22 protein-coding genes are annotated in these 25,415 nt (G+C 45.1%); 7 read left to right on the top strand and 15 right to left on the bottom strand.

The window, feature by feature from the left end:
- Positions 1–208: 208 nt before the first annotated feature.
- The 6 genes from AC1XUF_RS23850 to AC1XUF_RS23825 form a co-directional block, all read right to left on the bottom strand.
- A complete protein-coding gene (locus AC1XUF_RS23850; RefSeq protein WP_483344361.1) occupies positions 209–1,450 on the bottom strand; it encodes an MFS transporter in 1,242 nt (413 codons plus the stop codon).
- 110 nt (positions 1,451–1,560) lie between these two features.
- Positions 1,561–2,331, bottom strand: coding sequence for a 3-ketoacyl-ACP reductase (locus AC1XUF_RS23845; protein ID WP_483344360.1), 771 nt, complete (start codon positions 2,329–2,331; stop codon positions 1,561–1,563).
- The gene (locus AC1XUF_RS23840) at positions 2,328–3,473 is read right to left on the bottom strand and encodes a Gfo/Idh/MocA family protein (protein ID WP_483344359.1); all 1,146 of its coding nucleotides are present in this window, start codon (positions 3,471–3,473) and stop codon (positions 2,328–2,330) included. Before AC1XUF_RS23840 ends, AC1XUF_RS23845 begins: the two co-directional genes overlap by 4 nt.
- Before the next feature lie 105 nt (positions 3,474–3,578).
- On the bottom strand, positions 3,579–4,403 hold the full coding sequence (locus tag AC1XUF_RS23835; protein ID WP_483344358.1) for a sugar phosphate isomerase/epimerase family protein: 825 nt from the start codon (positions 4,401–4,403) through the stop codon (positions 3,579–3,581).
- Between the two features lie 157 nt (positions 4,404–4,560).
- On the bottom strand, positions 4,561–5,943 hold the full coding sequence (locus AC1XUF_RS23830) for a glycosyl hydrolase (protein ID WP_483344357.1): 1,383 nt from the start codon (positions 5,941–5,943) through the stop codon (positions 4,561–4,563).
- A gap of 92 nt (positions 5,944–6,035) precedes the next feature.
- A complete protein-coding gene (locus AC1XUF_RS23825) occupies positions 6,036–6,959 on the bottom strand; it encodes a helix-turn-helix domain-containing protein (protein WP_483344356.1) in 924 nt (307 codons plus the stop codon).
- 171 nt (positions 6,960–7,130) lie between these two features.
- Here AC1XUF_RS23825 and AC1XUF_RS23820 point away from each other — a divergent pair, with 171 nt between their 5' ends.
- A complete protein-coding gene (locus AC1XUF_RS23820; protein ID WP_483344355.1) occupies positions 7,131–8,903 on the top strand; it encodes an ABC transporter ATP-binding protein in 1,773 nt (590 codons plus the stop codon).
- A 46-nt stretch (positions 8,904–8,949) separates the two neighbouring features.
- Here AC1XUF_RS23820 and AC1XUF_RS23815 read toward each other — a convergent pair whose 3' ends face one another.
- From AC1XUF_RS23815 to AC1XUF_RS23805, 3 genes are all read right to left on the bottom strand, one after another.
- Complete coding sequence (locus AC1XUF_RS23815; RefSeq protein ID WP_483344354.1) at positions 8,950–11,505, bottom strand: penicillin-binding protein 1A; 2,556 nt, start codon at positions 11,503–11,505, stop codon at positions 8,950–8,952.
- 78 nt (positions 11,506–11,583) lie between these two features.
- On the bottom strand, positions 11,584–11,979 hold the full coding sequence (msrB, locus tag AC1XUF_RS23810; RefSeq protein ID WP_483344353.1) for a peptide-methionine (R)-S-oxide reductase MsrB: 396 nt from the start codon (positions 11,977–11,979) through the stop codon (positions 11,584–11,586).
- A gap of 70 nt (positions 11,980–12,049) precedes the next feature.
- Entirely contained in the window at positions 12,050–13,600 is a 1,551-nt protein-coding gene (locus AC1XUF_RS23805) for a DUF5723 family protein (RefSeq protein ID WP_483344352.1), read from the bottom strand.
- 348 nt (positions 13,601–13,948) lie between these two features.
- Here AC1XUF_RS23805 and AC1XUF_RS23800 point away from each other — a divergent pair, with 348 nt between their 5' ends.
- Together AC1XUF_RS23800 and AC1XUF_RS23795 are read left to right on the top strand one after the other, a co-directional pair.
- Entirely contained in the window at positions 13,949–15,379 is a 1,431-nt protein-coding gene (locus tag AC1XUF_RS23800; RefSeq protein WP_483344351.1) for a circularly permuted type 2 ATP-grasp protein, read from the top strand.
- 124 nt (positions 15,380–15,503) lie between these two features.
- The gene (locus AC1XUF_RS23795) at positions 15,504–16,235 is read left to right on the top strand and encodes an esterase family protein (RefSeq protein ID WP_483344350.1); all 732 of its coding nucleotides are present in this window, start codon (positions 15,504–15,506) and stop codon (positions 16,233–16,235) included.
- 69 nt (positions 16,236–16,304) lie between these two features.
- Here the strand turns inward: AC1XUF_RS23795 and pheS are convergent, their stop codons facing one another.
- The gene (pheS, locus tag AC1XUF_RS23790; RefSeq protein WP_483344349.1) at positions 16,305–17,345 is read right to left on the bottom strand and encodes a phenylalanine--tRNA ligase subunit alpha; all 1,041 of its coding nucleotides are present in this window, start codon (positions 17,343–17,345) and stop codon (positions 16,305–16,307) included.
- 344 nt (positions 17,346–17,689) lie between these two features.
- Here pheS and AC1XUF_RS23785 point away from each other — a divergent pair, with 344 nt between their 5' ends.
- On the top strand, positions 17,690–18,088 hold the full coding sequence (locus tag AC1XUF_RS23785; protein WP_483344348.1) for a LytR/AlgR family response regulator transcription factor: 399 nt from the start codon (positions 17,690–17,692) through the stop codon (positions 18,086–18,088).
- A gap of 149 nt (positions 18,089–18,237) precedes the next feature.
- Here AC1XUF_RS23785 and AC1XUF_RS23780 read toward each other — a convergent pair whose 3' ends face one another.
- A complete protein-coding gene (locus tag AC1XUF_RS23780; protein WP_483344347.1) occupies positions 18,238–18,945 on the bottom strand; it encodes a porin family protein in 708 nt (235 codons plus the stop codon).
- 166 nt (positions 18,946–19,111) lie between these two features.
- Between AC1XUF_RS23780 and radA the strand changes: the two genes are divergently transcribed.
- Positions 19,112–20,482 (top strand): DNA repair protein RadA, encoded by a 1,371-nt coding sequence (gene radA, locus AC1XUF_RS23775; RefSeq protein ID WP_483344346.1) that lies wholly within the window; start codon positions 19,112–19,114, stop codon positions 20,480–20,482.
- Positions 20,483–20,521: 39 nt separating this feature from the next.
- Here radA and AC1XUF_RS23770 read toward each other — a convergent pair whose 3' ends face one another.
- From AC1XUF_RS23770 to AC1XUF_RS23760, 3 genes are read right to left on the bottom strand one after another with little or no spacing between them, the layout of a single operon-like run.
- Positions 20,522–21,667, bottom strand: a complete 1,146-nt coding sequence (locus AC1XUF_RS23770; protein WP_483344345.1) for an outer membrane protein assembly factor BamD — start codon at positions 21,665–21,667, stop codon at positions 20,522–20,524.
- A gap of 49 nt (positions 21,668–21,716) precedes the next feature.
- A complete protein-coding gene (locus AC1XUF_RS23765) occupies positions 21,717–22,631 on the bottom strand; it encodes a DUF58 domain-containing protein (protein ID WP_483344344.1) in 915 nt (304 codons plus the stop codon).
- Between the two features lie 15 nt (positions 22,632–22,646).
- Positions 22,647–23,096, bottom strand: a complete 450-nt coding sequence (locus AC1XUF_RS23760) for a septal ring lytic transglycosylase RlpA family protein (RefSeq protein WP_483344343.1) — start codon at positions 23,094–23,096, stop codon at positions 22,647–22,649.
- A 238-nt stretch (positions 23,097–23,334) separates the two neighbouring features.
- Between AC1XUF_RS23760 and AC1XUF_RS23755 the strand changes: the two genes are divergently transcribed.
- Both AC1XUF_RS23755 and ychF read left to right on the top strand, forming a co-directional pair.
- Positions 23,335–23,682 (top strand): DUF3276 family protein, encoded by a 348-nt coding sequence (locus tag AC1XUF_RS23755; RefSeq protein WP_483344342.1) that lies wholly within the window; start codon positions 23,335–23,337, stop codon positions 23,680–23,682.
- Positions 23,683–23,845: 163 nt separating this feature from the next.
- Positions 23,846–24,946, top strand: coding sequence for a redox-regulated ATPase YchF (gene ychF / locus AC1XUF_RS23750; protein WP_483344341.1), 1,101 nt, complete (start codon positions 23,846–23,848; stop codon positions 24,944–24,946).
- Positions 24,947–25,009: 63 nt separating this feature from the next.
- Here ychF and AC1XUF_RS23745 read toward each other — a convergent pair whose 3' ends face one another.
- Positions 25,010–25,408: a hypothetical protein gene (locus tag AC1XUF_RS23745; protein WP_483344340.1), complete on the bottom strand. Its 399-nt coding sequence runs from the start codon at positions 25,406–25,408 to the stop codon at positions 25,010–25,012.
- Between the last annotated feature and the right edge of the window lie 7 nt (positions 25,409–25,415).

The following is a 25,415-nucleotide window of genomic DNA, read 5'->3' as shown; positions in this document are numbered from 1 at the left end:
GTACTATGTATTGCATAGTACACAAGTGGAAATTTTAGGTAAATGAGTGGTTGTTATCTTTCATGAGCAATTAAGCGGTTATTTGAATTTTGACTCAATGAGAGCACCTGATGGGACAATGTTGCTTGAGAAATGTTAATAACTGTTAAAAAAAACGGCTCACTGTTTCGCAGGAGCCGTTTTTCGGAGTGATAAACAAGAGGAGGAACTATTCCTTCTCAACAAAATTCATGTCTTTGGTAAATGTTTCTTCCAGGAAATACAGGGCAAGCAACGCGACAACCGAGGTGGCAACGCCAATGACCAGACCACTTTGGATCACACCCAGGTCAGGCTTGAAGCTGACGAACAGTGCGGCAAGTGGAATAGTAGCGCCTCTGACAAAGTTCGGAACTGTGGTAGCGACTGTAGCCCTGAGGTTAGTCCCGAAAAGCTCAGCAGCAATGGTGATAAACAATGTCCAGTATCCATTGCAGAAACCGAGCAACGCACATAACAGGTAAAACGAAAAGAGATCTTGCATTGGAATCATGAGATACGCAACCACCATTGCAAGAGAAAGCAGGATGAACAATCGGATCACCTTTTTACGGCTTTTCAAATACTGGCTTAAAAGCCCGCTAATGATATCTCCGCCAACCTGCCCGGAAAATGCCAGCATAACCGCTTTACCCGCATTGATTCCCTCGACACCTTTTGCAGCGCCAAATTCAGGAGAAAAGGTAATGAGGATACCCACCACAAACCAGATCGGCAAGCCTACCAATATCGCCATCATGTATTTCCCAAGGCGCTTTCCATTGGTCAGGATCATCATGATGTTTCCGCGATCAACCGTATTTTCTTTTACTTGCTTGAACATACCGGATTCAAAAACATTGAACCGAAGAACCAGAAGCAGCAAACCCATTCCCCCACCTACAAAGTAGGATACCCTCCACGCGAAAAGGTCAGCCACGAAATAGGCCAGGATAGCGCCCATCACGCCCAATGTTGCTACCAATGTGGTACCGTAGCCTCGGATTTCCTTCGGAAGAACCTCCGTTACAAGTGTGATTCCTGCACCTAATTCGCCCGCCAGCCCAACGCCGGCTACAAACCGGAGCAGGGCATATTGATCCAGAGATTGCACAAAACCATTGCCGATATTAGCGATGGAGTACATGATAATAGACCCAAAAAGGACCGAAAGCCGCCCCTTTTTATCAGCAATAACTCCCCACAGAACGCCGCCAATGAGCATACCTGCCATTTGATAGTTCAACAGGCGGATACCTTCGGTCAATAATTGATCAGCAGGTACATCGAGTGCTTTCAAGCTCGGGACGCGCACGACGCTGAACAAGAAAAGGTCGTACATATCGACCAGATAACCCAATGCCGCCACAATGACCGGCACTTGGAGCAATTGCGAAAGCAGGGAAGGGCGGGATTCAGGATTTAGGGACATTATTGAGAGCTTTTAGCTGCTAGCGTTTAGCTGTTAGCTTGTTTGACAATATGTTTAGTTCAGATAAAACCTAAGAAGCTAATAGCCAACCGCTAATCGCTAAAAGCTACTCACAATCGATCGATCAGCATCCCGCCGTCCACGCCGATCACCTGACCGGTGGAGTAGGGGAAGTCGCCTCTTGTTAATGATGCGACGGCCTTTCCGACATCTTCCGGCGTGCCCCAGCGAGGCTGCAATGCGATGCCGCTTTGGAAAAGATTGTCGTATTTCTCGGTAACCTTAGAAGTCATATCAGTAGCGACAATACCCGGACGGATTTCAAAAACAGGAATGTTATATTCTGCCATTCTTACCGCAAAAAGTAAATTCGTCATAGCCAACCCGGCTTTTGAAATACAATATTCTCCACGGTTAATGGAAGCGACAGTCGCCGATATGGATGTTACAAAAATGATGGTTGCATCAAAGGCATGGTTATTCTGCTTGGTATGCGCCATTTTTTTCGCGATGGCCTGGGTGAAGAAGAACGGCCCCTGCAAATTCGTGGTCATTACTTCTTCATAATTCTCCAAAGTGGTTTCTAAAAGGTCGAGCCGCACGCGGGGAGCGATACCTGCGTTATTTACCAGAATATTGATTTCTCCCAAAACCGAATAGGCTTTCTCAATAATCGAATCGCGGTCGGTTGGGCTGGCGATGCTTCCCTGGCAGTAAACGACTTCTGCGCCGAGGTTGCGAAGTTCATCCAATGCTTCGGTGACGTTTTCTTCATCACGAACCCCATTGATCGCCAAATTAAATCCTTCTCTGGCCAATGCTTTGGCGATGCCAAAACCAATCCCACGGCTTCCGCCCGTTATCAATGCGGTTTTTTTCATAATGCCTCAATATTAACCCATTGGCGTTTCTCCCAGCTTTCGATCCCTTTTTCAGCCAATTGAACGCCGCGCGCTCCGGCTTTAAGATCCCATGGAAATGGCGTGTCTTTTACAATGTGTTTGAGGAAAAGCTCCCACTGTGCCTTGAATGCATTATCGAAAACCTCTTGCTCAGGCACTTTCGCCCAGCCTTCGAAGAAAGGAATTGGCTGTGGAATATCCGGGTTCCACACCGGCTTGGGCGTATTTCCGTAATGTTGAATGTAACAATCACGAAGCCCCGCTACGGCAGATCCTTTGGTACCATCCACCTGCAATGTCAGCAGATCGTCGCGGCGTACACGGACTGTCCAGGACGAATTGAATTGAGCGATTATATCACCTTCCAATTCAAATGTTGCGTAGCAGGCGTCGTCCGCAGTGGCTTTGTAGGGTTGGCCGTTTTCATTAATGCGCTCCGGAATGTGCGTTGCACCGAGACATGAAACGGCTTTTACGTTACCAAAAAGATTATCGAGCACATATCTCCAGTGGCAAAGCATATCTACAATGATACCGCCGTCGTCCTCTTTTCTATAATTCCATGAAGGACGCTGCGCCGGAATGCTATGGCCTTCAAAAACCCAATAACCAAATTCGCCACGTACCGAGAGGATCTTTCCAAAGAAACCATTCTCCATCAAACGCTTTAATTTCAGCATACCGGGCAGCCAGAGCTTATCCTGGACTACCCCATTTTTGAGCCCGGCGGCAGTTGCCAGTTCGTATAATTCCAATGCTTCCTCCGTGGTCGTACCGGTCGGTTTTTCGCAGTAAATATGTTTTCCGGCAAGAATCGCTTTTTTTACAGCAGCGGCACGGCGACCAGTTACCTGCGCGTCGAAGTAGATCTGGTAACTTGGATCAGACATGACAGAGTCCAGATCGGTGGTATACTTCTGGATGCCAGACTGTTTGCAAAGCTGCTGCAATTTGCTTTCGTTGCGTCCTACCAGAATAGGGTCCGGCATAATCACTTCGTCAGCGGAAATTTTTACGCCGCCTTGCTCGATGATCGCTTTGATCGAACGAAGCAAATGTTGGTTTGTTCCCATGCGGCCCGTTACGCCGTTCATGATAATGCCAATGGTATGTGTTGTCATTTTATTAGCTGTTAGCTTTTAGCAATTCGGTTTTTATTTTTTCTAAGTGGTTGGCGAGAAGCTCTGCTTCGTGCCGATTAGTATGGCCTCCGGCTGGTAGAGGAATTAAACAGTCCTCAAAAACGCCTCCGTAATCTCTACCAGAAACAAATGCTGATCCTTAGCCCAATGGATATTCGAAAAGATCTCGACCTCACAAAAACCGTCAAATCCAGTCGCCTCAACCCAACCCCTGATTTTTTTAAGATCAATACACCCTTCGCCCATTAATCCACGGTCATTCAGTAAATCGATTGTATTGACTTTCCAATCACAGACATGATAAGCCAATAAATGGCCGTTGGCACCGCATCTGGCTATCTCTTTTTCCAGGTCGCCGTCCCACCATAAATGGTATACATCCACGGCAACGCCCACGAAAGGAGATTTGAAATATTCGGCCATGTCATTGGCCTGAGCCAATGTGTTGATCGCAGATCGGTCTGCGGCGTACATAGGGTGCAGCGGTTCAATGGCCAGTTTTACGTTGAGCTTTTCGGCCAAGGGAAGAATGGCAGCGATCCCTTCTTTGATCTGTTCCCGCGATTTTTCCAAAGACTGGTCCGGTGACGCCCCGCAAACAAGCACGATCATGGGAGCACCCAAAGCTGCGGCTTCTTCCAGTAGTTTCTTGTTATGATCGATTGCCTGCGCGCGACCAGCACTACTGGTATGAGGGAAAAAGCCGCCACGTACGTAGGAAACGATTTCGAGCCCGGCGGACCGGATCAGCTCTCCGGCATGGTGAGGGCCGATCCAGTCTACTGCGTTTTGCCAGACACTTATTCCTTTGACACCTGCTGCCGCATAATTTTCCACCGCCTCAGCGAGTTCCCAGGGCTTGGTAGTAATGGTATGGATGCAGCAGCGGTCGAGTGTTATATTTTCCAATTTGTTGTCTTCAAAAATATCTTTAACCAATTGTGAACTTGTAATCTGCCAATCTAAAGGAGCGGAGTCGAAGTGTGAGAAGCAGTATGCAGTAGGCATAGTGCCGAGCCGGTAGCGTTCTTCGACCGCCGTGAAGCCAGGTCCCTACAGGATGACTTTACTTTATACAACCCAGATAGGAGTAATAGGGCATCCCATTATTGATCCTGTGCAGGTATAATGCAACTTCTCGTGCGTGGTAGTCACCCCACATACTCGATTCGCCACAAGGGATTTTCTGCCTGGCGGGTACATTGTCCCAGCCATTTGGACGGTGGTAAATCGAATGCAGGATCAATCCCTGATGCGTCGGATCGGTCGACAAGTAGGGTTCGGCAAGCAGGGAATCGACGGTAGTTAGGCCCGCCAGCCAGTATTGGTCGCCTTGCTCAGTTTGGCCTTTGTCACTCAAATATTTTCCAAGACGCAATAAACCCTGCGCACCGATTGCAGCCGCTGAGCTATCGATAGGTTCAAATTCATTGTAAGGGTCGGAAATGCGGGATTGATAATCGCCTAGTTTGTAAAGTTCGGGTGCACCGGTGTCCCAATAAGGTATGCCATCGGATGCGGTGTGTTTAATATAAAAATCGCAGGTTGCCTGGGCTGCTCTGAGATATATTTCTTCGACGGCATTGCGCCCTCCGAATGGGGCAAGTTCTTCGTCGGAAAAGCTTGGTAATGTTTCCAGTTGCTCCGCAAAACCCACCATAGCCCATGCCAGGCCACGCGTCCAGGTTGTAAATCCAGAAAAACCTTGCTGTGAATTGGGGCAGCGGTAATTGCCATCATTGATATTGAAAACACTTTCATGTGCGGTGCGTCCCCAGATGTCGTAGCTGTCACGGCCTTCACCGTAGTACACTGAATATTTTGCCGTAGCGATAGAATGCAATGTACCGCGTAATAGCAGACTGGTTTTAACATCATTTTCACCCATCAGGCTGTGTCCCATTAAATGCGAAACCATCAATGCCCGTACCGAGCGGATGGTGTCCACAAAAAGTGAATGCGGACCATTAAATGAATGGATAAACCCGTGGCCATCTTTTGCATTTGTCCACCGTTTGGCCTGTACTGCCCCCGAAATTTTCAGAGCGATCTCGTAAAAATTGCGTTCCCACTCATTTTCCGCAATGCGGCCCTCATTCATCAATCTGAGCAAATTTCCATAGGTGCTGACATTGTTGAAACCGTGATCGTGTACACCAAAGTGGCCTACGTGCGACGCCATGTAGTGAACTGTATTTTTTCTCGCGCTTTCCAGAAATGCAGTTTCTCCGGTGGCGTCAAACTGTAATACCTCTGCCCCGTATTGAAATCCCTGAGTCCATTCAGTCCAGCCGCGTAAGGTGTATTTGCCGTTAACGGTGAATACCGGAGTTCCTTTGGAGTTATCATATTCCTTTGAAATCAAGGCGATTTTTTCAGCAGAAAGCTCCCAGAGCCTGTCGATTTTAGGTTGAAGTAATGCGGTAGTCAAATCGTGGCGAATCTGCATGACAAATATCGATAGTATTATTTAGTCGTTTTATTTTTGGATAATACAAAGATATCTTGGCCTTGCAGCCATAGCAAGGTACATATTGGATATTAAATGGCACTTTTCCGAACTTGTTCGCGGTATTCGTTTGGAGTGAGTCCGGTTTTCTTTTTAAAGATCCTGCTGAAATAAGAGGGGTCGTCCAAATGGATGTGATAGGCGACCTCCTTGCTGCTGAGATTGGTGAACACGAGGAGTCTTTTGGCTTCCAGAAGCAGTTTGTCCAGAATATATTCCTGTGAAGGTGTGCCCAGGTATTTTTTGATGATTTTACTTAAATAGTCGGGAGAGACTGAGAGTGTTTGGGCGTATTGCTGCACCTCATGCATCACCAGGAAATTCTTCTCGACCAACTCCTGAAACCGGCCTACCAGTTCGGGGACCGTCGATGACGCAGATTCCTGGTATTCCACATTTTTCTGACTTATTAGAGCACACTTTTGCAATAGCAATCCAAGGTAACGCCCGGGCAGGGTTTGGTCAGCTCCCGAATTGAGATGGTCTTCCACCATATTTTCGAGGATGTTGTGGAAGTAATGTTTTTCGTTTTCAGACAACGAGACGATAGGCTGCCTCCTGGCTGGCTGGAAAAACGGCAGCTGCGAAAGCGGCTGGTTAACGGGGTTATAAAAAGTGTAAAAGTCCTCCGAAAAAGCCACAATGTACCCCTGGAACGAGGTAGAAAAAGTAAGGAGGTGCACCTGGCCGGGGGTCAGAAAATGTAGCCCGGGGCCCTGAATGCCATAGGAGCGAAAATCTATCTCGTGAAACCCCTGGCCTTCCTCAATGAAAAGAATTTCATGATAAGTATGCCTATGGGGGGTGTCAGTAGGTAAAGGTGTGATGGGTAGCGACACGGGGGCGTCTTTATTGATCCCAATGCTATTCTTGAACCGAAATATCTTCAGTGCCGGGACCTTGCTCGGTGTTTTGGGCAGGGAATGGACCGGGATGGTATCAGATATTGAAATCATGAACTGCTCTTTTCCTTTTTAATATTGTTGGAAAAAGGCTTAAAACGACCAAAACTACCATTATAGCGGCAGCCGCGGCAAAAAACCACCAGACGTCGGCGACATTTTTTAATTTTGCATTGTTGGTCAGGTTACAATAGTTTCAAAACCAATTTTCTTAAATCCATTCCGGTGAATCAGGAAACCAAGAGCGGCCAGATTTTTGATCTACCCACACTACGACGGTTATATGCATTCGTTCGACCTTATCAAAGCCAGTTTTACCTGCTGATCGGGATCATTCTGCTGAATGCATTGCTGGCCCCCCTTACGCCGCTTTTGATTAAATACACCATTGATACTCCCATTGCAAACGGAGACTTTACTCAACTCACCATGATGATCGTGGTGATGATTGTAGTTACGGTTTTCCAAGGGGTTGCGCAGTTTTGGAACACTTATATGTCGGGCTGGTTGGGCCAATATATTATCAGGGATATCAGAGTGCAGCTTTACCAGAAAATCATTGGTTTAAGGTTAAAATTCTTTGACAATACGCCAATCGGCCGTTTGGTAACCCGCACCATTTCGGATGTTGAAACACTATCCAATGTATTTAGCGATGGTATGGCGGCAATTGCAGGTGATATTCTGCAACTGGTGCTGATCATTGCAGTGATGTTTTATACCGATTGGAAATTATCGCTGATCAGCTTGTCGATGATCCCGCTGATGCTTTTTTGCACTTATATTTTTAAGGAGAAGATCAAAGATTCATTCAATGAAGTACGGGCGGCTGTATCAAACCTCAACTCATTTGTACAGGAACATTTGACAGGCATGGGGATCGTCCAGATTTTCAGCAGCGAAGATATTGAATACAAGAAGTTCAGAGAAATCAATAAAGTCCACCGTGATGCCAACATTCGTTCGATCTTATATTATTCCATTTACTATCCTGTGGCTGACGTCATTGCCGCCGCAGGGACGGGCCTGGTGGTGTGGTATGGTTCCAAACAAATATTGAATGCCGATATCACTTTTGGTACTGTAACCGCTTTTGTGATGTTCATCAACCTGTTTTTCAGGCCGATACGTCAGCTGGCAGACCGTTTTAATACCTTGCAAATGGGTATCGTGAGTACCGACAGAATTCTGAAACTGCTGGATAGCGAGGAGTTCACTTCCAATGAAGGCACATTTGCTCCCGAAACGGTGAAGGGGGACGTTGAGTTCAAACACGTCTGGTTTGCTTACAATGAAGAGGAATATGTATTGAAGGACATCAATTTCAAAGTCAGTGAAGGGCAGACAATTGCCTTTGTGGGCGCCACTGGCGCTGGAAAGTCGTCCATCATCAATCTGTTAACGCGTTTCTACGATATCAATAAGGGTAACATTTACGTGGACGGAGTTGAAGTGCATGATTACGAACTGAATGCCTTGCGGAAGCATATCGGGGTGGTTTTGCAGGATGTCTTCCTTTTTTCGGATACGATTGAGAATAATATCAGGTTGGGCGATTTGACCATTACGCATGAAAAGATCGTGGAGGCCGCCAAGTTGGTAGGTGTCCACGACTTTATAGAAAGGTTACCGGGCGGGTACAGCTATAATGTAATGGAGAGGGGCGCAACACTTTCGGTAGGCCAGCGACAGCTCATTTCATTCGTTCGGGCGATGGTTCACGAACCCAAGATCATTGTGTTGGATGAGGCTACCTCTTCGGTAGACAGCGAAACGGAGGAATTGATCCAGCATGCAATAGAAACGTTAATGGAGGGCCGGACTGCTATTGTTATCGCTCACCGGCTTTCTACAATCCAGGGAGCAGATAAGATCATCGTTGTGGACAAAGGACAGATCGTGGAAGAAGGTAACCACGAGCAACTGCTCGAAAAGGAAGGCGTGTACGCAAATTTATACCGGATGCAGTATAAGGAGGTATTAAAAATAGGCGTATAATGGTACTGGTCAGATTTTAGAAAACCTGACCAGTGTTTATGCCAATCTAATTCCGTTTCCCGGTATCCAGCGGGATCGGCGGCGGGCCGATCAGGAAGTCATCTTCTTCGTTCCTTTTTGCCGGGGTACTATCTCCTTCAATTCCCAGCGAATCGCTTTCGCTTGGTGCATAAAGAGTTGGACAGTTATAAGTCTTAGTGATTTTAAAACTCGGTTTGGGAAAGGGCCCCGGCTCTATCGATTTATCTCTGTAAATTTTTTCAAGAAAGCTCCCTACAATTGGCAACGCGGTTTTGGCGCCTTCACCCAGATTGGTAGTCCGGAAGTGGATACTCCTGTCGTCGCCACCTACCCAGGCACCAACCACGAGGTCGCGCGTGATACACATGAACCAGCCGTCGGAGTTGTTAGATGTTGTACCGGTTTTTCCGCCGATTTCATTCCCCTTATCCGCAGCGACGTTAAATTTCCATCGTATACTTCCCGAAGTCCCGCCGGCTTCTTCCACACCCGCTTTAAGCATCTGGACCATCAGAAAAGCAGATTCGGGACGGATGGCTTGACGGTGTTCCGGTTGAAATTCCTCTATTATTTTTCCGTTGCTATCCTCGATCTTGGTTACCAAAATGGGCTGGGTATAGGTTCCGTTATTGACGAAAACGCTGTAAGCCGCTACCATGTCATACAATGAAACATCGAAAGGCCCCAATCCAATGGAAGGGACACCTTTCAAAGGTGTTGTGATACCCATTCTCTTGGCATATCTGGCCACATTATCCGCGCCAACCTGATCAGTCAGCTGGGCGGTTACGGAGTTGATAGATTGTGCCAGTGCGCGGCGAAGTGTCATGTTTGCGTAGGAAAATACACCGGTTGCATTTCGCGGTTTCCAGACCTTCTCCACACCGTCTTCCATATAGGTTTTTTCAAAAGGCTTATCTTCAATTTGATCACACGGATTCATGTTGAAGGTGGAATCGTCAATTGCAGTTGTGTATACAAAGGATTTGAAAGTCGATCCGGGCTGCCTTTTGCCTTGTTTTACCGCATCATATTTGAAATAATTGTAATCCAGTCCGCCTACCCAAGCCTTGATCTGCCCGGTTTGGGGATTCATGGCCATCATACCTGCTCTCAGAATTCTTTTGTAGTAGTCCAGTGAATCCATTGAGCTCCAGTATTTGGTCATTTCGCTGCTGTTTTTCCAGTCATAGACCGTCATCGTGTCTTTTTTGTTCAGATAATAAGATACACTGTCGGGGCTATTGGGGAATTTAGCTGCCAAAGATTTGTATTTGCTGGTTCGTTTGACCACGTTTTCGAGAAAATCGGGAATCTCTTTCCCCTGTTCATCGATCCAGGGATTCTGGTTCCGCCAATGGTCCTCGAAAACCCGCTGCAGTTGTTTCATTTTCTGGGTCATCGCTTCCTCGGCATCCTCCTGCATCCGAGAATCAATGGTTGTATAGATCTTCAACCCATCGGTATAGAGGTCATATCCGTTTTCATCACCCCATTTTTTTACAAAATCAACTACGGCATTTTTGAAATAATTGGCATTACCGTCGTAAGGAGTTTCAAATTTTGTTTTGAGCTCGATGGGCAACGCACTGATCGAATCGGCTTGTTTCGCAGACAGATAACCATATTTCTGCATCTGGCCTATGACCACATTGCGCCGTTCCAATGAACGCTTCATATTCCGGATCGGGTTATAAGTGGTTGTCGCTTTTTGCAACCCCACCAGGACGGCCGATTCCTGTACATTGAGGCTATCCGGAGATTTGCTGAAATAGGATTGGGCAGCGGTATTGATCCCGTAAGTATTGTTCCCGTAATCGACCGTATTGAAATACATGGTCAGGATCTCTTCCTTGGTGAAATTTCTTTCCAGTTTGATGGCGGTAAGCCATTCTTTGGTCTTATAAATCAGGGTCCCAAAGCCTGGAATATAACCCAGGAGGCCCCTGGCGCCTGATTTGCGAGTTTTGAAGAGCTTTTTTGCCAACTGCTGTGTGATTGTACTGCCGCCCCCACGGTCTGTTGCTCCCGTTGCAATTCCTATTGCGACGCTTGCCATCGCTTTGTAGTCAATGCCTGAGTGTTTGTAAAACCGTACGTCTTCTGTTGCAATGAGTGCTTTTACCAGGTTTGGCGATATCATCTTAGCTGTAACCGGCGTTCTGTTTTCGGTATAAAACTTACCGATCATCACACCATCCGCTGTATAGATCTCCGATGATTGGGCTACTTTCGGGTTTTGAAGGTCTTCCACGCTGGGCATACTTCCCATCAGCCAAAGGAAATTTGTTTCAACACAAAAGATATAGATAGCGATGGTTAAGAATCCATAAATTACGCTTTTCCATATCAGGATAACAGGGCGGTAGTATTTGGAATTGACATCTACATGATCTTCCCACCAGGTGCGGATTGACCTTTTGCTTTTCCGGTAGGTCTGGAACATTTCGTCGGCGCGTTCTTTGCCGGTAACCAGTGAAGTCAGCTTATAAGCAATGCGGTTGATGAATGTTGACAGCTGTGTTCCAATGAATTGGAATAGGGCTTTTATTTTGGTAAAGAACGATCGGATAACTTCCATCAAACGTTAAGGTTCGTAAGAGTTCAAAGATAAGAAAAGCCGGACAAATCTCTTCAAGTCCGGCTTTTACGTGATTTTTTACTCAGCTTTGTCGAATTTCAACGCGGCCCCATTCATACAATATCGGAGACCTGTTGGTTTTGGGCCGTCACTGAAGACGTGCCCAAGATGACCACCACAAGTCCGGCAGACTACTTCCGTGCGGGTCATTCCGTGGCTTCGGTCGGTGATCTCTTCTACGTTACCGGAGGAGATCGGTTGGAAAAAGCTCGGCCAGCCGGAGCCCGAGTCATATTTGGTGTCTGAGCTGAAAAGCGGTGTTCCGCAAGCTGCGCAAACATAGGTCCCTTTTTCCTTATTGTCATTGTAAGGATGCGAAAAGGGCCTTTCCGTACCTTTTTCAAAGAGAACAAAACATTGTTGTCCTGTGAGTTCTTGCTGCCACTCTTCTTTGGTTTTTTGTATCTCTCTCATTTTAGCTGAAATTGAATTGGAAATGGGAACAGTCGGAAAACTGCTCTCCTCTATAACGTTATAGAAATATTTATCGTTTGGTAAAAATTCGTCTAATCCACGAGTCTTCGGGAGGCCAGCATTTATTCGCGGATTCCGGCGGGCGACGGAAAATGCCTCCGGAGATCCCAAAATACAGGTTAAATGCCTTTGGATTTCCGATATTTAAAAGCCCGGACAAATGATCCGTCCCAATCCATAAAGGGCCTGCCCTTCCTACCAACCCAATAGCCGGGGAACGGTAGCGGTTCATCAATGACAATGGTACAGAAAATTCATACCATTTATGTTCGTACCGTGGCGTGACTCCAATATAAGATTCGGCTTTCATCCCAAATGCACCCTGCGAAATCAGGTTTTGAACCCATAATCCGCTTACATAAACCCTGGGTTTTAATTGATAATCGATACTCGCCTGGAAAGCAGTAGGCAAAACCGAACGAAAATTAGGCGCAATCGGCTGGCCACCGTCAAGGGAGGTATTGATGGCATTGAAGATACCTTCTGAACCCTGCAGTTTCTGGAAGGTATCGTATCTGAATTCTTTACTGGTGGTATGGGTCTCCTGTTGCAGTACATAAGCAGGATTTTTGAAATGCACGCTACCTATGTCCGTCAGGGACACAGCGACCCGATAGAGGTATTTGCTTTTGGAAGCATCCCTTTTTCTTTCCCCTTTTTCGGTGTAAGTGAATTTCTGGATATCGGGGCGATATTCGTAAACAGCGCCAATATCAAACCCCCACCCACTGCCCGGAGGTGCGCCACCTAACAGCCAGGCTGGCGAGAGTTTGATATTTTGAAAGCCTTCGTCCCGTGTAATTCCGTAACGCACATTGATTTCGTTGACGTTAATATATTGGCGTTTGTTTTCATAAAGTTCGTCGGGCTGAATGTTATATGACGAATTATCGATGATCGCATGTGCATTGTACAGGCCAAGAAGCCTTTTTACAGTAATCCCGACCTTAAAAAAATCGGTTTCGTCGTCTATCAGAACACCGCCGACAGTAAACGCGATTTCTCCAAGCCCGTTGAAGTGTAGCTGTCCTGACTGATGCTCAAAAACAGGCCCCTGCAGTTCTTTCAACTGGGTCGTCTTGCTGATCAGACGGGCAAGCGGTTCTGTCACCTGGCTGGTATTGAGAATGTACCTTGCCCTTGTGGAAATCCCTACCCCGATTTTACCTTTGAAAAGGTTGAACATGATTGAAGGAAGGCGGGTGTCGCCACCTGCATTCAGGTATTTTTTGTTTCCATTTAATTTTTCGCCCAGATAAGAGCGCGGGAACATCAGAACACCCCTTTCATTTCGGTATTCGTCTGAAACAGTGTTGGTAATCAGGCTCAGGAAGGAAAACGGGGCCTTGTATCTGACATGGTTGTTGGCAGTATAAAACTGGCTCCCAACCAGATTGACATACACGCTATACCGGCTGTCCGCTACAAACGCCGGGTTGTGGTATAGCGCATTGATACCCGCATAATTACCCATGGCAACGCCCGGCATATGTTGAGATATCCCTCTAAGGGACAATCCAAAGATCAGGACGATGAGTACAGGTAAAAGACTCTTGGGCATAGTGGGATATAAAATGATGGATATAACGCTCTTATATCGTCTGCAAAGAAAAGGGGAACTAGGTGTACTTGCAACGAATGTTGCCCGATTAGAAAAATAATCGGGCATTTATCTAAGGCATGATTTTAATATTTAGTTAAAAATGGCTGTTAAAGAAGCAGAGAAGGTTTATCAGTCAAGAGTTTATGGTTTGCTTTATACTGCATTATAAAAGCAATAAGTACATTGTTTATATTACAATTGCATCAGCCGGGAAAAGGCGCATGAGTCAATGTTTTGTTAATTCAAACATTGACCATATATTGTTCTGTAAATTATAGACATAGACTTATTCAAATTTTGTATAGTATGAATTTCTCATTTTCAGGTTATCAAAACGAAAATTTCTTTGACGAGATGTTTACTCCGGATGGACAGATACGTCCCGGCTATGAACATTTGAAAAGCAAATTCGAAAACCTTACACATGATGATCTTACGAACCGTCAGCTGGCGACCGAGCGTGCATTGCTTTCCATGGGGATTACTTTTAATGTGTATTCTGAAGGCGAAGGAACAGAGCGGATCATGCCCATTGATATTATCCCCCGTGTGCTGTCCAATGCAGAGTGGGAGTGGTTGGAAAAAGGCCTGAAACAACGTATCAAGGCTTTAAATATGTTCATCGACGATGTTTACAATGAGCAGAATATCCTGAACGATGGTGTAGTTCCCCGTGAGCTGATCGAATCCAGTAAATGTTTTTTGAAGCCTTGTCTGGGATTGAAACCACCCAAAGGCATCTGGTGCCACATTACAGGAACAGATCTGATCAAAGGCGACGACGGGACGTTTATGGTGTTGGAAGATAACCTGCGTTGTCCTTCGGGGGTTTCTTATATGCTGGAAAATAGAGAGTTGTCAAAGCAAATTTTTCCGGATGTACTGGCCAGGACAGGCGTGAGGCCGGTTTCAGACTATCCAACCCGATTGCTGCAAATGCTGCAACACCTTGCAGACAGGCCCAATCCAACGGTAGCCGTTTTGACACCCGGAATTTACAATTCTGCTTACTTCGAACATTCTTATTTGGCGCAACAAATGGGTGTCGAACTGGTTGATACTCGGGACCTTGTGGTATCCGATGGCTACGTCAAAATGCGCACAACGAACGGTTTGCAGATCGTGGACGTGATTTATCGACGCATTGATGACACTTTCATGGACCCCGAAGCATTTAACCCCGACTCGCTGATTGGTATTCCGGGCATATTTGAAGTTTATAAAAAGGGCCGGGTTGCATTGGCCAATGCTCCTGGTACCGGTGTGGCAGATGACAAAGTTGTATATGCCTACGTTCCACGCATCATTAAGTATTATTTGAATGAAGAGGCGATCATACCAAATGTGCAAACTTACATTTGCGGCGAAGACGACGATTTGAACTATGTGCTTGAGAATATTTCACAACTAGTTGTTAAAGAAGCCAATGAGGCGGGCGGGTATGGTATGCTCATCGGGCCGAAAGCGACTGAGGAGGAGCATGAAATATTCAGGCAAAAAATTAGGGCCAATCCGAGGAACTACATTGCGCAGCCAACCATTTCCTTATCAAGGGTACCTTGTATGATAGAAGGCCACGCAGAAGGAAGACATGTTGACTTGCGTCCCTATATTCTTTATGGTGACGACATCAGCGTAATCCCTGGCGGATTGACTAGGGTTGCATTGCGCAAAGGTTCTCTGGTGGTGAACTCGTCGCAGGGCGGTGGCGGAAAGGATACCTGGGTATTGTACTAATTTATCATAAACGGTTACTGTCGGGCTGTTGATGATAAAGGTGTGCAATCTTTTGCGAAGCCTGTATCTGAAATAGCCTGAGCATATATGAAGAATATAACAGTAACTTTAAAATGATAGAAAAATGCTACGTGAAGTAACCGGTTGGTATAGTCCGGCGCTGAATGAACACATGAATATTGCGGTTTACGGACATTACGGATTCGCTCTTTTATTGATTCCCACGGCAGCCTCGGATTATCTTGAGTATGAGCAAAATGGGCTAATCGAAAGCATTAGTCCATACATAAATGCTGGAAAAGTAAAGGTCTATTGCATCAACAGCATTAATTCGGAAAGTTGGCTTAATCCTTATATGCATGGTTATGATAAGGCTGTCCGCCATCAGCTGTTTAATGACTATGTGATCAAAGAAGTTATTCCTTTCATCAAGGATACCAGTAGTCCTACCAATGAAATCATTACCGGAGGTGCTTCTTTTGGAGCAATGCATGCGGCAAATCTTTTCTTTAAACATCCGGATTACATCAATGGGGTGATCGCCATGAGCGGATGTTATGACCTGAGTGTTTACACAGACGGATATTACGACGACAATGTGTATTTCAACTCACCGGTCCATTATCTGCCGCAATTGAAGGCAGAATGGCATCTTTCTATGTACCGGGATAGTCGGCATATCCATTTCGTGACAGGTTCGGGAGCATACGAAGTCCCCGAATATTCGCGACAAATTTCCGCTATCCTGAATTCGAAGGATGTACCGCATGAGCTCGATATCTGGGGTAGCGATATGCCCCATGAATGGTGGGTGTGGAAGCGGATGCTTCCTTATTATCTCGAGACCAGGTTTTAGAAGAAAGACTGTGAATGAAAAAAGCTCCGTGGCCATCGATCACGAAGCTTTTTTCATGATAGAAGGTTCTCAGGCTCCTTCAAATTGCCTTAAAAATCGGACATCGTTTTCGGTGAACAGGCGAAGATCATTAATGCCATACCGGAGCATGGTAATTCTTTCAATGCCCATTCCAAATGCAAAGCCGGTATATTCCTCATTATCAATACCACAATTGGTAAGTACGTTAGGATCAACCATTCCTGAGCCAGCTATCTCAACCCAGCCTGTATATTTACAAACATTGCAGCCTTTACCTTTACATATAAAGCAGGACACATCGATCTCTGCGCTTGGTTCGGTAAAAGGAAAGTAGGATGGGCGTAGGCGTATCTTCGAATCCTTGCCGAACATTTCCTTGGCGAAGTGGTATAAGGTGTCTTTCAGGTCTTTGAAACTGACGTTTTTATCTACATAAAGACCTTCAACCTGGTGGAATACACAATGAGCCCGGGCTGAAATTGCCTCATTTCTGAACACCCGGCCTGGCATAATGGAGCGGATCGGCGGCTTTTGCCTTTCCATCAGTCGCACCTGAACATTGGACGTATGGGTACGAAGCAGTACATCGTCCTTTACATCCCCCTCGCTCTTGGAAATAAAGAAAGTATCCTGCATTTCCCTCGCGGGGTGGTTGTCTGCAAAATTAAGTGCACTGAAGTTGTACCAGTCTTTTTCGATTTCCGGTCCATAGGAAACATTAAATCCCATTCTTTCGAAAATCTCGATGATCCGGCGCCTCACAATTGTGAGGGGGTGCAGACTTCCCAATAGATTTGGTGTGACGGGCAATGTGAGGTCAAAGACCATTTCGGCATTGGATTCTTCCGAATTTTCCAGTGCTGTTGAAAATTCCTGAAAACGGCTTTGAGCCAGATTTTTCAAAGTATTCAGTTCCTGCCCCACGGCACGTCTGTCCTCCTGCGGAATGTTTTTCAGCCCGTCAAAAAGCTCGGTTATAACACCTTTTTTGCTGATATATTTTAATCTGAAAAATTCCAGTTGTTCTTTATTGCTGACAATGGCGTTGTCAATTTCGGCAACCAATTCTTTTACCCGTTCGGTAATCATAAGGTCAATTTAATGTTGGTAACGAACTCGCTTCTTCCCGGCCGGAGAGGCTTGGCAGTCGCAAACAGGACGTAAAGATAATTAAAGAAGGCGGTCATTTTTCCCGATAACGCCCGTATGCCGAACGCAAGGCCATTTTTCTTGAAAAATATCCAATTTCAACACTACGTAAAATTACGCATTTTACTAAGGTCAGTTACGTCATTTGATTTTAAGGATAAGGTTTAAGTTATTGTAAATCAGATTATTACATAGCTGTGCGTACTTTTACGCATTTTACTAACATTACGCTATGTGCTATTTTTGATTCAAGAAAAACATAACATTTATTAGTCGTAATTACCATGAAAAATTTTGCAAGCTTTACACACCCAAACCTGTCTGAAAGGTCCTACAACGACAGCCGTTCTTCCATTTCTGTTCAGTCCATGGGGCGGACCATCTTTCTGACTCCCGATGTAATCACCTTCCTTGAAGGTGAAGGAAATTACACATTTATATATACGAACACAGGCAAAAAGTACCTGGTTTCCAAAACACTGAAATCGCTTGCAGAACAGCTGAATCCAAATTTCATGCGTGTTCACAAATCATATTTGGTAAATGCGGACTACGTGGTGGCACGTCTCGAAGACGACAGGATGCTTAAACTGTCTTGCGGCAAAGAAGTAATGGTATCCCGCAGAAAGATCAAGGAGATCACCTGCTTCCTGGACCATTCCAATCTCCGTATTAGCGCATAAGTAAAAACTTTTGGTGAATTAAATTAGTGGGTTATTCATAAAAACAGCAGCCATCGCTTGATCGAAGGCTGCTCGTTTTGTTTATAGGGAATTACTGGTCAAGCCAGCGGATTAGTCAGTAAATTCAATCAACCGGCGACTCAACATATCTAAAACAACTTCAATCCCAACGTGACTTGCCAGGAGGTTATCTTTTGCTTCACATTCCCGCCATTTGAGCCGCTGGTCTGGAAAGAGGCCAGATTCGTGAATGACCCTTCTTTTCTCACATCCAGGCTAAAGCTGCCGAGGTCAAGGCCTGCGCCAAGCTGGTATCCAAAAGTCGCCTGGGACATCGCATTATTCAGATCTGATGTATAATATTTAAATGCATCTCTTAATCGTTGATTATCCCCAATACGAAAAGAAGTTACCGGCCCCGCGAGAATGCGAATAGGGCCGCCCTTTAACCCAATCAGCAAAGGGACGTCGATGTTGCTGTATTTGATATTAACGGTTTTGGTAACAGGCTGCTCCTGATCTGTCTGGACAATTTCAAAAGAGCCGCCCTTGGTAGAGACCAGCACTTCCGGCTGTATAAATAAGGTACGTCCAAAGCGTGCATAAATCCCGCCCACCGCTCCTGTCCTGGTATTGAAGCTTTGTTTTAGATTATCCCTTACTTCCTTCCCGTCATAACCCAGGTAAGGATTGCCGGCATCGTCATAACGCGTTGTAAAAACATCTCCCATTGTCAGGCGCGACAAATTCACCCCGCCTTTGATACCAAACGCAAAACCTTTTTTCTGCGCCTGTGCTGAAGTCAATGCAAAAATGCATAGCATGCAGATACAGGCTACTTTTGTCAGGATGTTCATGGATAATATAATTTTTTTAGTAAAACCGGTTAATAACGCCAAAAAATAAAAAACTATACCTTAGCCATATTTTTTTTGATTTTATGGCTGAAACGTACAAATCTTTGAATAAATAGCGGCTTAATGCTGTTTACACTAGATACATACAAATTAGACTTTTCTTCTTATGGCTAAAGCCAAAACCGCTTATTTTTGTCAGGAATGTGGGTATAATTCGCCAAAATGGGTGGGAAGGTGTCCTTCTTGCGGCGAGTGGAACACATTTGTTCAGGAAGTTATTGAAAAGGAGGACAAGAAAACAGCGGTATCGTGGAAATCGGTCAACCTGGCTAGCCGACCAAGGGCACTGGCAGAAATTGAATATCAGAACGAACCCAGGATCCGCACTTTTGACGAAGAGTTAAACCGTGTTCTGGGTGGTGGTATCGTGCAGGGATCTTTAGTTTTAATCGGTGGGGAACCAGGGATAGGGAAATCTACTTTAATGCTGCAAATAGCGCTGACACTTTCCAACAAAAAGGTATTGTACATTTCTGGCGAGGAGTCCGATCAACAGATAAAAATGAGGGCTGAGCGGATGTCTGCCAAAAGTGACAATTGTTTCATACTCACAGAAACCCATACGCAAAACATTTTCAGACAGATTGAAGATTTTCAGCCAGAAATACTGATTGTCGATTCCATCCAGACTATGCAGTCGACTTACATTGAGTCAGGTGCGGGAAGCGTGTCTCAAGTCCGGGAATGTACTGCTGAATTTATGAAATATGCCAAGGAAATGGGTGTGCCTGTTTTTCTGATCGGGCATATTACAAAAGATGGCTCTTTAGCCGGACCTAAGGTGCTGGAACATATGGTCGATACCGTATTGCAGTTTGAGGGGGACCGCCACAATACCTACCGGATTTTGCGGACGATCAAAAACCGGTTTGGAAGTACCTCAGAACTTGGGATCTACGAAATGTTGGGTTCGGGATTACGCCAGGTAAGCAATCCTTCTGAAATCCTGATTTCTCAGCGGGATGAGCCGGTAAGTGGTATCGCGATTGGCTCTATGATGGAGGGAAACAGGCCGTTATTGGTTGAAATACAGTCATTGGTTAGTGTTGCGAATTATGGAACACCCCAGCGGAGCAGTACCGGTTTTGATGCCAAGCGATTACAAATGTTGCTGGCTGTATTAGAAAAAAGGGGAGGTTTTCGGTTGGGTGTTCAGGACGTTTTTTTAAATGTGGCAGGCGGCCTGAAAGTGGAGGATCCTGCAATTGATCTTGCCGTAATTGCCTCAATAGTATCTTCTTATGAAGATAAATTCATTCTTCCATCCGTCTGTTTTGCGGGTGAGGTAGGGCTGGGAGGAGAAGTACGGGCGGTTAACCGTATTGAAAGCCGGATATCCGAATCGGAAAAACTGGGCTTCAAGAAGATCTATATATCCAAGTACAGCAGCAAAGGATTGGATCTAAAAAGGTCGAAGATCGAAGTAATACCGGTTGCTCACCTTGATCAGCTTTTTATGTCCCTGTTCCTTAATTAGTATGCCGCGGGTAGCCGTCTACTGACGGCTGGAGTTTCTTCAATATCTTGCGTAAAAATTCTGCAGCTTGCTCGTCAGCCTCTCATAAATGGGTTTACTGAATTCAATAAAAAGCTGTTGAGGGTCGGGTGGCAGGAGTTCCTGGCTCTTGCATTTGCGGAGCTGCGATGGGGTAAGAGCCCGCTCATCTCCGCTGAAATTACCCCACTCGCACATCCAGTTATATTCTCCGTTAAATTTTTCCCGATTAACCACCTGTTTTGTTTTGAAGTCGACAATCTGCATGTCCAATAAACCACCCGAGCGCACGGTTTTTCGGGCCTGCGTCAGCTTTGCAGTTACTTTTCCATAAACCGGGATCTTTGACCTCCCCACGAATTTTTCCCCTACTTTCACGGTATCCTTACTGGTTACTGTCTCGGTATTCTTCTCTATCAGTGTTTGACCAACAACAAAATCGTCAAATTGAAGGATGATTAAATGATCGGGTTGTAACTTGGCTTTGGCAGCTTCGTCGGGCATGTAAAACCGTACAAATTTATTTAGTCGTTTATTGGTTTGTAGATACTCGTTCACCCTGTCCTGGAAATATTCATTGCTCAACTGGTATCTTTTGGAGGTAACAAGCACCTGTTCTACGACTACCTTAAAAGAGGCGATTTCATAGGCCAGATCCATTTTTGTTCGGACATCTTCAAAATCCGGAATCAGGTGTTCAACTTTTTCAAAATATTCGTATGCTTTTCTGGCATTTTCACGATCGCCAATGGTCAGCAGGCTTTTGGCTTCCTTGTAGCGCACATTGGCAGCATTGAGCCGTGCTATTTTTTCCTCCTTTTCGAAATGCTGGGGTGCCACTATTTTCAGACAGGCGGAGCATTGGGTTACCGCGCTAAAAAGTCTGTTCAGTTGGATATAATCTTGCAGCTGAGGCTCCCATTTAAAGATGTCCTCGGACGACTGGCTAACCCTGATATTATCGAGATGCTGAGATAGCGCCAAAGGATAAGCCTGTTTGAGCGCTTCCGTGGACGAAGGGTGGGTGGGGTTGCCTGTGAGTTTATCGACGGCTTGGAAGACTGCGTTGTCGTAATCGCCCTTTTTGAGTGACTTCTCCGCAGATTTACAACCGGCAAAGTACAGACAGATGAGGTATAGGCAGCGTAATGCAAGGTACTTTTTCATCGTGTGATAGCAAACTGAATAGAGGAACTGCTACCAATTTCTTAAAAAATTACCTCATTTTTGAATGTTTGACCAAATAGGCCATCAGAATGGGGTCAAATCCCTTTGCAATGTCAGCCTCAATGAAGTCTATCTTATATTGACCACACTTCAATTTCAATTTTTGATAAAAATCACCGACGAATTCCTTGTAGGAATCCCTTACCTGATCGGGCTGCACTTTGATTTTTTCGCCTGTTTCTAAATCAATAAATTCATAGGGCCGGTTCTCAAATGCGAAGTCTTCTTCTGTTTTGCGATCGGTGACGTGAAAGAGTAAAACTTCGTGAAGGTTGTGCCGGAGATGCTGAAGGGAAGAAAAAATTTTGTCCGCTTCTTCAAGGTTATCGAACATATCACTGAAGATAACGACCAAGGAACGCTTATGGATTTTTTCGGCGATCTGATGTAAAACTTCCGAAACGGAAGTTTTTAAAAGAGGGCGCCTGGTTTCCAGCTGACGCTCCAGTTCTAGCATGATCTTATGTACATGCGACGGGGTGGATTTAACTGCTGTCTGGACCTCAATGCCTTCGGAAAATGTGCAAAGGCTTACTGCATCTTTCTGCCGCTGAAGAAGGTAGGTCAGACTTGCCGCAGCCATGACGCTAAACGTCATTTTACCATAGTTTTCTTCCGGATAATACATGGAAGACGACGTATCCAGCAGGATGTGGCAGCGGAGATTGGTTTCTTCCTCGTAACGTTTCACATACAAGCGATCCGTTTTGGCAAATACTTTCCAATCGATGTTTCTGGTAGATTCCCCGGTATTGTAGAGCTGATGTTCAGCAAATTCGACTGAAAAGCCGTGGAACGGGGACTTATGCAGGCCGGTAATAAATCCTTCGACAAGTTGCTTAGCAAGAAATTCAAGATTCCCAAACTCCCTAACCTTCGCTAAATCAAGTTGTCGGTTACTCATTGAACGATAAAAATATTACTTGTTCCGCATCGATATTACTTTGCCGGATTTGGGGTCAATTTCTTCACTTGGGTCAAGCAGTACCATTCCTTCCATTCCTACCACCCTGATTGTCACATTGGCAACGCCCTTGGCCATAATTCCCAGTAAACGGGCGGCCTCTTTGCTCAGATCAACTATTCTGTTTTTTGAAAAAGGGCCACGGTCATTTACACGAACGATTACCTTTTCATCATTGTCAAGATTCGTTACTTCCAGCATCGTATTGAGCGGATAACTTCTGTGGGCTGCCAGCAATTCGGCACTTTTGTGGACCTCGCCAAACGAAGTTTTTTTGCCATTGAACCGTGATGCGTAGTAGGAAGCACTACCAGTTTCCGTTTTGCCCAACTTGACCTGTGCAAATGCTACCGGCCCTGTGGCGCAAGCTAATATGATGAGAATCAGAATCCGACGATAAGTCATATCTCAGGATTTAGGTGAAACATAACAGGGCTAAAAAGACCCCTATTTATATTCTATTATGCGGAACTCGTAGGAAATTGAATACCCGCGGATTTCAAAAGTAATAGAAAAAACTTAAAAACGAACAAAAATTGGTTTTTCACTTAAAGAGAGAAAGAAAAAACAGTAGTCAATGCTAACAAATTGCTAATATGTTATGGTTTTTTTGTTAGCAGCAATAAACTTTATATTTTAGCGTTTGAAAACCTATTTAAAACTAAACATAGTGGAAGACAGAGAGCAAATCTACTCCAAAAGGGTCAGGGCGGGAAAAAGGACTTACTTCTTCGATGTTCGCTCTACGCGATCCAACGACTATTATCTCACCATTACCGAAAGCCGTCGCCACCCTCAGGGAGACGGTTTCACGTACGAAAAACACAAAATGTTTTTGTACAAAGAAGACTTTGATAAGTTCGTGGACGCTTTGAAGGAGGCAGTAGATCACGTGAAAACGGAGTTAATGCCAGAAGTCGACTTCTCTCAGTTTGAAACCAAGGTTGATGAGGTGGACGTGGTTGGAGAGTCGGATCTTAAGTGGGATTAAAAAAACAATCTTAAAATAACGAAGCCTTCGCAATCTATTACGAAGGCTTTTGGTTTTTGTATTCCCTAAATGGTAATTTTGCAGAAAAATTATCACTTAGCAGAAAGTAGCTCTTTGTTTTCGAAAGAAGAATGCTCTGCTATTCACTGCATACTTCTAATATATGAGTCTTCAATGTGGGATCGTCGGATTGCCAAATGTAGGTAAATCCACTCTCTTTAATGCCATTTCTACCGGCAAAGCCGAAGCTGCCAATTATCCTTTTTGTACTATTGAACCCAATGTAGGCGTCGTAACCGTTCCTGACGAACGCTTGGATGTTCTCACCAGTCTGGTAAAGCCGCAAAAGGTTATTCCAACGATTATTGAGTTTGTAGACATTGCCGGGCTTGTGAAAGGCGCAAGCCAGGGTGCGGGGCTTGGAAACAAGTTTCTTGCCAACATTCGTGAAGTAGATGCGATCGTCCACGTTGTTCGTTGTTTTCAGGATGATAACGTGGTCCATGTCGAAGGCAGGGTGGATCCTGTATTTGATAAGGAAATTATTGACGCTGAGTTACAATTAAAGGATCTTGAATCTATTGAAAAAAAGATCCAGAAAACCGAAAAGGGCGCCCGTGCTGGTGATGCGAAAGCCAAATCAGAATTGGAATGGTTGAAAAAATATAAGTCCACACTGGAAGCAGGGAAAAATGCAAGAAGCGTGGAAATTGATGACGAGACGAAAGAAGCTGTGATCGGAGATTTACAGTTGCTTACGGCCAAGCCCGTTTTGTATGTTGCGAATGTGGACGAGGGCGCTATGCTGACAGGAAATGAATATTCTGAAAAACTAAGAGAAACCGTCAAGCTGGAAGGAGCAGAAGTGATTGTTCTCTGCGCGGCGATTGAATCCCAGATCTCAGAAATAGAAGATCCCGAAGAACACGAAATGTTCCTGAGCGAATATGGTCTCAAAGAATCGGGGTTAAGCAAGCTCATCAAAGCATCCTATTCCCTGTTAAACCTCATTACTTACTTCACTGCCGGTGTTAAAGAAGTGCGGGCATGGACCATTGTTAAAGGCTGGAAAGCGCCTCAGGCTGCCGGTGTAATCCACAGTGATTTTGAGAAAGGTTTCATCCGTGCAGAAGTTATCAAGATTGCCGATTATGAGCAATATAAAACCGAAGCTGGCGTGAAAGAAGTGGGTAAGATGGCGGTGGAAGGAAAAGAATATACGGTGGCGGATGGAGACATTATGCATTTCAGGTTTAATGTGTAATTCAGTATCACTATAAAAGACAACGAGCAGCCTCTAAGCTGCTCGTTGTCTTTTATAGTGAAGTCAATCTTCCTCGAAATCTGCCGCATCCTTATGAATGGTCGCCCGTAAGGTTTTTGCCATATGAAAAAGGCTGTCCAGACGATGGTGCGCCTTTTTGAATAATTCGTTTGAACCTGGTTCCTGGGTCATTCGGAAGAACATGTCTTTCAAAAGGGCCAGATCCTTGATATTCCTGGAAAAATCTTCGATCACGTACATTTGGAAACCCTTATCGTCTTTACTGCAAAGGTAGATCACGAGGTGAAAGTCAGTTTCAACATAAAAACTGATAACCTGACTCACATCAAAATTGGCAGGCATTTCCTTGTTATCAGCCAGACAATCAATGATATGGACGTCGTAGTCAGTAATGTAAAGATTTGGAGTGAGGTAGGTAACTGCGTAAGGGGTTGGTTTCATAAAGCCA

The sequence above is a fragment of the Dyadobacter sp. HNCC25DJ185 genome (genome assembly GCF_056895195.1).
Note: the sequence above shows the minus strand (reverse complement) of the source record. Positions and strands in the feature narration are given on the sequence as shown.